This is a genomic window from Streptomyces sp. NPDC054975 (assembly GCF_053609105.1).
On the sequence record NZ_JBSGWV010000063.1, the window covers coordinates 26,120 to 35,422 of the forward strand.

Sequence of the window (9,303 nt, forward strand, 5' to 3'; positions counted from 1 at the left end):
TGTGTCCATCGTGAGGGCCACCACTGACAATCGCTCTGACCTGCGGTTTTGCCGAGATCTACCATCGGGGGTAGTTTTTGCACTGACTGGTCAGTGCAAATGGGGAAGTGGGGGGTGGACCGGTGGAAGCGAACCCGGTGGAGCCGCACGGCGCCGCCGTCGTCGCGGACGGATTCGGACTGAAGGGGCCGCGCGGCTGGGTCTTCCGCGAGGTCGGCCTCCGGGCCGAACCCGGCGCGCTCGTCGCGATCGAGGGCCCGTCCGGATCGGGCCGCACCTGTCTGCTGCTCGCGCTGACCGGCCGGATGAAGCCCCAGGAGGGCCACGCCGAGGTCGCCGGGCTCCCGCTGCCCCGCCGCATGGCCGCCGTGCGCCGGATCAGCGCGCTCGGCCCGGTGCCCGGGGTCAGCGACCTCGACCCCGCCCTCACCGTCGCCGAGCATCTGCGCGAGCGCGCCCTGCTCCAGCGCCGCTACGACGGTTCCGTCCGGGCCCTGCTCAAGCGTCCCGCCGAACGCGCCGCCGCCGCCAAGGCGCGGATCGACGCGGCCCTGGAGGCCGCCGGGCTCGACCTGGAGGCCCTGCCGAAGGCCGAGCGGACCTCCGTACGCGACCTGGAGCGTCTGGAGGCCCTGCGCCTCTCCGTGGCCCTGGCCCTGATCGGCCGCCCCCGGCTGCTCGCCCTCGACGACACCGACCTGAAGCTCTCGGGCGCCGACCGGGCCGAGGCCTGGAAGCTGCTCCGCTCGATCGCCGACGCGGGCACGACCGTGCTCGCCGTGTGCAGCGAGGCCCCCGAGGACGCCCTGAAGATCACCACCGCGCCGTCCACACCCGAGGACGCCCCGGACGTCTCCGAGACCTCCACCGACGCCACCGACGAGGCCGAAGACGCCGCGGACACCAAGGACGCCAAGGACGCAGCGGACGCCGCGGACGCCGCGGACGCCGCGGACGCCGGAAACGAAGACGACGACGAAGACACGACCGACGAGGGGGAAGCCGATGCGATCGCCGAGGCTGGCCGCGCTTGAGCTGAAGCGGTTCGGCAGGGGGAAGCTGCCGCGTGCCGCGCTCGTCGCGATCCTGCTGCTGCCGCTGCTGTACGGCGCGCTGTACCTCTGGTCCTTCTGGGACCCGTACAGCAGGCTCGACCGGATACCCGTCGCGCTCGTCAACGACGACAAGGGCGCCACCGCCGACGGAAAGAAGATCAACGCCGGTGACGACATCACCGAGAACCTGCTCGACAGCAAGGTCTTCGACTGGCACCAGGTGAGCGACGCCGAGGCGCGCGAGGGCGTGGAGGACGGGACGTACTACCTCTCGCTGACCATGCCGGCCGACTTCAGCTCCCGGATCGCCTCCAGTTCGGGCGACTCCCCCGAGACCGGCGCGCTGAAGGTCCGTACGAACGACGCCAACAACTACATCGTCGGGCAGATCTCGCGGACGGTCTTCTCCGAGGTGCGCACGGCCGCCTCCACGAAGTCCTCGCGCTCCTTCCTCGACAAGATCTTCATCTCCTTCTCGGACATCCACGACGCCACCGCCGAGGCGGCCAAGGGCGCGGGTGACCTCAAGGACGGCGTGGACAAGGCGAAGAAGGGCTCCAAGGACCTGGCCGACGGGCTGAAGGACGCCAAGAGCGGCAGCGGGAACCTGGCCACCGGTCTGAAGAAGCTCGACAAGGGCGCGGGCCAGCTGGAGACCGGTTCCGCGCAGGTCGCCGCCGGTACGAAGGAGCTCGCCGAGAAGGTCAACGGGACGGCCGCCAAGGTCCGCCCGTACCTGAAGAACAACGGCAAGACGATCGGCGACACCGCACGGCTGGTCGGCGACGCGGCGACGGCCGTCCGCAACGACCTGGCCGACGTGGTCCGGCGCGCCCCGCTCGCCCGGAGCGCCGCGCACCTGGCCGACGACAAGCTGGGAGCCCTCCACAAGAAGGAGTGCGTCGACAAGCCGCTGCCCGACGCCAAGGCCTGCGAGGTCCTCAAGGAGGCCAAGGTCTCGTCCGCCGACGTGGCCAAGATCGCCGACGATCTCCACGAGCTGTCCAAGGACAGCAACGGCGACCTGAAGAAGCTCGACACGAGGCTGGCCGCCGTCCAGAAGCAGTCCGCCGAGCTGGTCAAGGCCGCGCCGCACCTGGACGACGACCTCGAAGGCGCCGTCAAGAAGATCAACAAGCTGAACGAGGGCGCCCAGAAGGTCGCCAAGGGCGCCGACGAGCTCCACACGGGCCTCACCAGCGCCAAGACCGGCTCGGCGAGCCTCGACACCGGGGTCGGCAAGCTCAAGAAGGGCGCCGGGGCCCTCGACGGCGGTCTGTTCAAGCTGGTCGACGGATCCGGCGAGCTGGCCACCGGCCTGAAGGACGGGGCCGCCAAGATCCCCGACTACGACAAGGACGACCGCGACCGGCGTACGGAGGTCATGGCGGACCCGGTCGAACTCGCCTCGCAGTCGCTCCACAAGGCGCCCAACTACGGCACCGGTTTCGCCCCGTACTTCATCCCGCTCTCCCTCTGGGTCGGCGCGATGGTGGCGTACATGCTGATCCAGCCGCTCAACCGGCGCGCGCTCGCCGCAGGCGCCTCCGCCTGGCGGATCGCCCTGGCCGGCTGGCTTCCCGTCGCGGCCGTCGGGCTGCTCCAGGTCGCCGCGCTGATGTCGGTCCTGCACTGGGGTCTCGGCCTGCAGATGGCCAGGGCCGCCGGAACGGTCGGCTTCCTCGCCCTGGTGACCTGCTGCTTCGCCGCGATCATCCAGTGGCTCAACGCCCGCTTCGGCGCGGCCGGCCGGATCCTGGTGCTCGCCGTCCTGATGCTCCAGCTGACCTCGGCGGGCGGTACGTACCCCGTGCAGACAAGCCCCGGCTTCTTCAACGCGATCCACCCCTTCCTGCCGATGAGCTACGTGGTCGAGTCGCTGCGCCGGCTGATCTCGGGAGGCGGTATCGGACCCGTGTGGCAGGCGTGCGCGGTGCTGGCCGCGTTCACGCTCGGGGCGCTCGCGCTGACGGCCGTCTCGGCCCGGCGCAAGCAGGTGTGGACGCTGGACCGGCTCCACCCGGATCTGAGCCTGTGAGACCTCAGGAACCTGTGAGAATCGAGCCCATGGACAGCAGCAGCACCAGACGCCAGGCCACGCGCGCGAAGCTCTACGAGGCCGCCGTCACCCTCATCGCCGAACAGGGCTTCTCGGCGACCACGGTGGACGAGATCGCGGAGCGCGCGGGGGTCGCCAAGGGCACGGTCTACTACAACTTCAAGAGCAAGACCGAGCTCTTCGAGGAGCTGCTGCGGCACGGCGTCGGGCTGCTCACCGCCTCCCTGCGGGCGGCGGCCGAGGAGACGGCGGAGCGGGGCGGCAGCCGGGTCGACGCGCTGGACGCGATGATCCGGGCCGGCCTGGTCTTCATCGACCGCTATCCCGCCTTCACCCAGCTGTACGTGGCCGAGCTCTGGCGCACCAACCGGGCCTGGAACTCGACCCTCCTGGTGGTCCGCCAGCAGGCGGTCGCGGTCGTGGAGGGCGTCCTGCGCGACGGCGTCGAGGAGGGCGAGCTGAGCGCGGAGATCGACATCCCGCTCACGGCGGCGGCGCTGGTCGGGATGGTCCTGGTGGCCGCCCTGGACTGGCAGGCCTTCCAGCGGGAGCGCTCGCTCGACGACGTCCACAGCGCCCTGTCCCGGCTGCTGCACGGGCGCGTGGGCGGCCCCTGACCCCAAGGCCAAAGCCCCCAGGCCCCGGCCCGCCCCGGCCCGGCCCGGCCCCGGAGACCCTGACCTCGAAGACCTGCCCCGGGAAGACACGACGAACGGCGAGGCTCGATCCCCCCGAGCCTCGCCGTTCGCCTTTCCTGCACCCCCGTGCACCCCCGTGCCCCCGTGCCGGCAGGCGCGCGGCCCCGTTCCGCCACCCCGTGTCGGCGGTCCCGGAGCCGCGCCCCTTCCGTGTGCACCACTCTCTCGTCCGCGCAGGTCGCAGCCCATCCGCGTACCTACTCATCTCGCCCTCTAGGTACGGGTACTCAGACCTGGTTACGATCGCGGGCGTGTCCGTACTCCCCCTGGTCTTCACCAGCGGCTGGGCGAGCGGGATCAACGCCTACGCGGTGGTCCTCCTGCTCGGCGTCTTCGGCGCGACCGGTCTCACCGACGAGGTGCCCGAGTCGCTGCAGCGCACCGACGTCCTGATCGCCGCCGGAGTGCTGTTCCTCTGCGAGGCGGTGGCGGACAAGATCCCCTATGTCGACTCCGTCTGGGACTCGGTCCACACGGTGGTCCGGCCGGTGTCGGGCGCCGTCGTCGGCGCCCTGCTCGCCGGGCAGTCCGGTTCGCTCTCCGACCTGGCGGCGGGCGCCGTCGGCGGTTCGACCGCCCTGATGAGCCACTTCGTCAAGGCCGGGACGCGGATGGCGATCAACACCTCGCCGGAACCCTTCTCCAACGTCGCCATGAGCACGGCGGAGGACCTCGGGGTCGCCGGGATCATCACCTTCGCGATGTTCAACCCCGAGGCGGCGGCGATCATCGCGGGCGTCCTGCTCGCGCTCGGCCTGGTGATACTGATCTTCCTCGCCCACAGCATCCGCCGCTTCCTGCGCCGCCGGGCGCAGCGCCGGGAGGAGCGCCGTCTGGCCGCCGCGGGGAAGGCCGGAAGCCCGTACCCACCCGACTGACCGGGGCACCCGGCCGGGTTGTCGGTGGCGGCCGATAAGGTCGCCGGCATGGCACGGATTGTGGTGATCGGCGCCGGGATGGGCGCCATGGCGGCGGCGGCCCGGCTGGCCGTGGCGGGCCACCGGGTGACGGTGTACGAGCGCGGCGCGACGTACGGCGGTGCGGTGCGCCGCTTCGAGCGGGACGGGTTCGGCTTCGACACCGGCCCCGGTCTGCTGCACCTGCCCGCGGTCTACCGCGATCTGTTCGTCAAGACCGGCAAGGAGCCCCTGGAGGAGCTCGTCGAGCTGACGCAGGTCGACCCGGCGAGCCGTCATGTCTTCGCCGACGGCACCCGCGTGGACCTGCCGAACGCCTCGCGGGCGGGCACCGTCTCCGCCCTGGACGCGGCGCTCGGGGCGGGCGCGGGCGAGCGCTGGGGCGACTTCCTGGTGCGGGCCCGCGAGGCCTGGGACCGCACGCGCCGGCCCCTCCTGGAGGAGCCGCAGGCCGCGGACACCTCCCCGCTGACCCGCGAGCCGTACCCGGCCCTGAAGGCGCCGTTCCTGCGGCGCCGGACGACCACGCTCGCGCAGGTCGGCGCGCGGGAGCTGCGCGACCCCCGGCTCGTCGCCCTCCTGGACTCGTACGCCTGGGCGTACGGTTTCGACCCGGCCACGGCCCCCGCCTCCGCCGCCGTCCTGCCGTACATGGAGCAGACCTTCGGCAGCTGGTACGTGAAGGGTGGCATCCGGGCGCTCGCGGACGCGGTGTACGAGCGGTGCCTGAAGCGGCGGGTGGAGTTCGCCTTCGACACAGCCGTGACGGAGGTCGTCGAGAAGGACGGCCGTGCGGCCGGTGTCCAGCTGGCGGGGGGCGAGGCCGTCGAGGCGGACCACGTCGTCGCCGGCGCCCCCGTTCCCGCGCTGTACGAGGACCATGTCGTGGCCTGGCAGCGTCAGGACGACTGGCCGCGGTACCAGCACGACGTGACCGGACGGGTGACGGTCTGTCTGGCTCTGCGCGGAGCCCGGGAGGCGGATGCCGTGCACCGCACGGTCGTCCATGAGTCCGGAGGCCGCCCCACGACGACCGTGCTGCGGCCCGACGACCCGGCTCTGCGCCCCGACGGCGACCACGAGTCGGTGACGGTCACGGCGGCGGTGAACGCGCTTTTGGAGCACGACTGGTCCGAGGTCGCCGAGGAGATGGTGAAGGCCGCCGAGTCGGCCGTTCCCGGGCTCCGCGGGCGGCTGCTGTGGCAGGAGGTCCGCACCCCGGACGACACAGTGCGGGAGACCGGCGCCGCCGAGGTGCCCGGCCCGGCCCTCGCGGGCGACGGCGGCGACTTCCTGCCCGCCGCCAACCGCTCCCTGCTCCCCGGCCTCTACTTCGCCGGCGGCTGGTCCCACCCGGGCGGCGGCCTCGCCCACGCGGGCATGTCGGGCGCGCTGGTCGCCGGCCTGATCGTGGAGGGCGACGACTTCCGCGGCTCCCGCTAGCCCGGGCCGCTAGTACCGGTACTGCTGCTGGTCGTTGTCGTAGCCGTAGTACTCCTGGCCCTGCTGCGGCGGCTGGGCGGGCTGCTCGCCGTCCCGCTGCTGCGGCACCCACACCCCGCCGGGCGGCGTGTCGTAGGTGTACGAGGGCGCGTACGGGTCCGCGTAGTGCTGCTGGCCGCCGGTGCCGTAGTCGTAGGCGGCGTACTGCTGGCCGTCCGTGCTTGGGCCGATGTACGGGTCGGAGTAGGCGGCGTACTGCTGCCGGCCGCCGTCGTAGTCGTAGGCCGGCTGCTCGTAGCCGGGCTGCTGGCCGTAGCCCGGGTGCTGCTCGTAGCCGCCGTCGTATGCCCCGTAGGAGTGCTGCGGGGTCTCGGCGTGGTCCTGCGTGTGGTCGTACGCGGGGGTGTACACGCCGTACTGGCCGGTGTCGTCGGGCATCGGCAGCGGCTCGTAGACGGCCGTGGTCTCCGCGGGCTCGGGGTCGACCGGCTCGTAGGAGAGGTCGCTGACCTCCAGCGTGGGACCGGCCTCGGCGGGCGGGCCGGACTTGCGGCGGCGGCTCGCGCCGGGGTTGCCGCCGATCGCCCAGCCCGTGGAGAAGCCGCGGCGGAAGGAGAGCGTCACATAGGTCTGGCCGACGGCGAAGGCCACCGCGCCCACGATGATCACCGCGACGGACGGCATCAGCACCCCGAGGACGACTCCGAGGAAGCCGCAGAAGGCGAGCACGCGCCAGCGCAGCCTCGCCTTGTACTGCAAAAGCACTTCACCCAGCAGCCACAACGCGACGACACCGAACGCGATGTAGAGGACCGTCCACCCCATGCCCGCCCCTCTCCTACGGCCACCGCCGCGGGTCTGGGGCGGGTACGCCGGTCACGACTGCACGTGCAGTCCGAGATTCTCGTAGATCTCCAGCGTCGCGGTGGAGTTGTTCAGCGTGATGAAGTGCAGTCCGGGGACACCCTCGGAGAGCAGCCGCGCGCAGAACTCCGTCGCGAACTCGATGCCAATGGAGCGTACAGCGGCCGGATCGTCCTTGACGGCGAGGATGCGGTCTTTCACGTCCGCCGGGAAGAGAGCGTTGCTCAGCTGGGGCAGCCGGTCGAGGGTCTTCACGTTAACAACAGGCATGACTTCGGGGATGATCGGCGTCTCACAGCCGGCCTTCACCACGCTGTCGCGCATCCGCAGATAGTTCTCGGGGTCGAAGAACATCTGGGTGATGGCGTAGTCCGCGCCGGCCCGGCACTTGTCCACGAAGTGACGGATGTCCGTGTCCCAGTCGACGGAACGGGGGTGCATCTCGGGGAAGGCGGCGACGCCCACGCAGAAGTCGCCGGACTCCTTGATCAGCCGGACGAGGTCGGCGGCGTACCGGACGCCCTCGGGGTGCTCGATCCACTCCCCCAGCGGGTCACCCGGCGGGTCGCCGCGCAGCGCGAGCATGTTGCGGATGCCGGCGTCGGCGTACTGCCCCAGGACGTTGCGCAGCTCGGCGATCGAGTGGTCGACGGCGGTGAGGTGGGCGACGGGGGTGAGGGTGGTGTCGCCGGCGATCTTCTGGGTGGCCTTGACGGTGCCGCCGCGCGTGGAGCCGCCGGCCCCGTAGGTCACGGAGACGAAGCTCGGGCCGACCGCCTCGACGCGGCGCAGGGCGTTCCAGAGGCTCCGCTCGCCCTTCTCGGTGCGAGGCGCGAAGAACTCGAACGAGTACGACGGCTTGCCGGACTCGAGGATCTCCCGGACCGTGCGTGCGCGGTCCGAGCGGGTGGAAGCGGTACCTAGGGCCATACGGGCAGGTTAGACGGGGCGCTGCGGCCGACGAAGGGGTGTCCGAGTGATGGACACTGTTTTGGACAGCCTCCAGGCCGTGTGACCAGGCCTGCCATGGGCTGCGGGCGGGCCTTCGAACGGTCCTCGGGCGTCACGAGGAGCGCTCGCGGACCCGCTTGGCCAGGCGGGCCGTCGCCGCGGCCGGGTCGTCGGCCTCGGTGATCGCGCGGACGACGACGATCCGGCGGGCGCCCGCGTCCAGGACCTCGTCGAGGGTGGTCTCGTCGATGCCGCCGATGGCGAACCAGGGCCGGTCCTGCTCCAGGGCGGCCGTGTACCGCACGAGGTCGAGCCCGGGGGCGTACCGGCCGGGCTTGGTGGGGGTGGGCCAGCAGGGGCCGGTGCAGAAGTAGTCCACGCCGGGCTCGGCGGCGGCGGCATCCACCTCGGACTCGGCGTGGCAGGAGCGGCCGACCAGCACGTCCTCGCCGAGGATCGCGCGGGCGGCGGGCACCGGCAGGTCGCCCTGGCCCAGGTGCAGGACGTCGGAGCCGATGGCGTGGGCGACGTCGGCCCGGTCGTTCACGGCGAGCAGCTTGCCGTGCCGGCGGCAGGCGTCCGCGAGGACGGCGAGGTGCTCCAGCTCCTCGCCGGCCTCCATGCCCTTGTCGCGCAGCTGCACGATGTCCACGCCGGAGGAGAGCACCGCGTCGAGGAAGGCGGGCAGGTCGCCCTGGCGCTTGCGGGCGTCCGTGCAGAGGTAGAGCCGGGCGTCGGCGAGCTGTGCGCGAGGCGTGGACATGGGTGGATCCCCCCGTCGGGTGCGGCGGACCGAGGGGGCCGGGCGGACCCGGCCCCCAGGGGCCTCCTGTGGCGTCTTGGGTGCGTGGTGCGTCAGACGGCGAGCGCCTGGGCGCGGCGCTTCACCTCCGTGCCGCGATTCTCGCTCAGGGCCTGCGCGGGCGTGCCCGGCAGGCTCTCGTCGGGAGTGAAGAGCCACTCCAGCATCTCTTCGTCGGTGAAGCCGTCGTCCTTCAGGAGGGTCAGGGTCCCGGAGAGGCCCTTGACCACCTTGTCGCCGTCGATGAAGGCGGCGGGCACCTGAAGCGCCTTGTTCTCGCCGCGTCGTACGGCGATGAGCTGGCCCTCCTTGACCAGCTGCCGCACGCGCGTCACCTCGACGTCGAGCATTTCCGCGACGTCGGGGAGGTAGAGCCAGGCGGGGACGAGAGCATCGATTCTTGCGTCAATCTCGGTCACGGGAACAAGCCTGCCATCCCGGACTGACAGTCGGTAGTCGGGCCAGGGGGTGTCTCGTCGGTCAGGCCGGGCCCCAGGACGCAGGGAGCCCGTCC

Annotated in this window: 9 protein-coding genes; 5 read left to right on the forward strand and 4 right to left on the reverse strand. The window is 71.8% G+C overall.

The window, feature by feature from the left end; all coding sequences use genetic code 11:
* The first annotated feature begins 122 nt into the window (after positions 1-122).
* The 5 genes from ACWF79_RS31620 to ACWF79_RS31640 all read left to right on the forward strand — a co-directional run bounded on the left by ACWF79_RS31620 (position 123) and on the right by ACWF79_RS31640 (position 6,172).
* A complete protein-coding gene (locus tag ACWF79_RS31620; protein WP_453731613.1) occupies positions 123-1,034 on the forward strand; it encodes an ATP-binding cassette domain-containing protein in 912 nt (303 codons plus the stop codon).
* Positions 1,006-3,093 carry a YhgE/Pip family protein gene (locus ACWF79_RS31625; RefSeq protein ID WP_453731614.1) on the forward strand — a complete coding sequence of 696 codons (2,088 nt, stop codon included), beginning with the start codon at positions 1,006-1,008 and terminating at the stop codon, positions 3,091-3,093. The genes ACWF79_RS31620 and ACWF79_RS31625 overlap by 29 nt, the downstream gene beginning before the upstream one ends.
* A gap of 29 nt (positions 3,094-3,122) precedes the next feature.
* Positions 3,123-3,731, forward strand: a complete 609-nt coding sequence (locus tag ACWF79_RS31630) for a TetR/AcrR family transcriptional regulator (protein ID WP_453731615.1) — start codon at positions 3,123-3,125, stop codon at positions 3,729-3,731.
* Between the two features lie 332 nt (positions 3,732-4,063).
* Entirely contained in the window at positions 4,064-4,690 is a 627-nt protein-coding gene (locus tag ACWF79_RS31635) for a DUF4126 domain-containing protein (protein WP_453731616.1), read from the forward strand.
* 48 nt (positions 4,691-4,738) lie between these two features.
* Positions 4,739-6,172 (forward strand): phytoene desaturase family protein, encoded by a 1,434-nt coding sequence (locus tag ACWF79_RS31640; RefSeq protein WP_453731617.1) that lies wholly within the window; start codon positions 4,739-4,741, stop codon positions 6,170-6,172.
* A gap of 9 nt (positions 6,173-6,181) precedes the next feature.
* Here ACWF79_RS31640 and ACWF79_RS31645 read toward each other — a convergent pair whose 3' ends face one another.
* The 4 genes from ACWF79_RS31645 to ACWF79_RS31660 all read right to left on the reverse strand — a co-directional run bounded on the left by ACWF79_RS31645 (position 6,182) and on the right by ACWF79_RS31660 (position 9,208).
* On the reverse strand, positions 6,182-6,997 hold the full coding sequence (locus tag ACWF79_RS31645) for a hypothetical protein (RefSeq protein WP_453731618.1): 816 nt from the start codon (positions 6,995-6,997) through the stop codon (positions 6,182-6,184).
* A gap of 51 nt (positions 6,998-7,048) precedes the next feature.
* On the reverse strand, positions 7,049-7,966 hold the full coding sequence (metF, locus tag ACWF79_RS31650; RefSeq protein ID WP_453731619.1) for a methylenetetrahydrofolate reductase [NAD(P)H]: 918 nt from the start codon (positions 7,964-7,966) through the stop codon (positions 7,049-7,051).
* A gap of 133 nt (positions 7,967-8,099) precedes the next feature.
* On the reverse strand, positions 8,100-8,750 hold the full coding sequence (gene thiE, locus ACWF79_RS31655) for a thiamine phosphate synthase (RefSeq protein ID WP_453731620.1): 651 nt from the start codon (positions 8,748-8,750) through the stop codon (positions 8,100-8,102).
* A 92-nt stretch (positions 8,751-8,842) separates the two neighbouring features.
* Positions 8,843-9,208 carry an Rv2175c family DNA-binding protein gene (locus tag ACWF79_RS31660; RefSeq protein WP_453731621.1) on the reverse strand — a complete coding sequence of 122 codons (366 nt, stop codon included), beginning with the start codon at positions 9,206-9,208 and terminating at the stop codon, positions 8,843-8,845.
* Positions 9,209-9,303: the final 95 nt, after the last annotated feature.

Excerpts from the sequence above, each read along its gene's own strand:
- ACWF79_RS31625 (WP_453731614.1), top strand. The coding sequence starts at position 1,006 with ATGCGATCGCCGAGGCTGGCCGCGCTTGAGCTGAAGCGGTTCGGCAGG.
- ACWF79_RS31630 (WP_453731615.1), top strand. The coding sequence starts at position 3,123 with ATGGACAGCAGCAGCACCAGACGCCAGGCCACGCGCGCGAAGCTCTAC.
- ACWF79_RS31640 (WP_453731617.1), top strand. The coding sequence starts at position 4,739 with ATGGCACGGATTGTGGTGATCGGCGCCGGGATGGGCGCCATGGCGGCG.
- ACWF79_RS31645 (WP_453731618.1), bottom strand. The coding sequence starts at position 6,997 with ATGGGGTGGACGGTCCTCTACATCGCGTTCGGTGTCGTCGCGTTGTGG.
- metF (WP_453731619.1), bottom strand. The coding sequence starts at position 7,966 with ATGGCCCTAGGTACCGCTTCCACCCGCTCGGACCGCGCACGCACGGTC.
- thiE (WP_453731620.1), bottom strand. The coding sequence starts at position 8,750 with ATGTCCACGCCTCGCGCACAGCTCGCCGACGCCCGGCTCTACCTCTGC.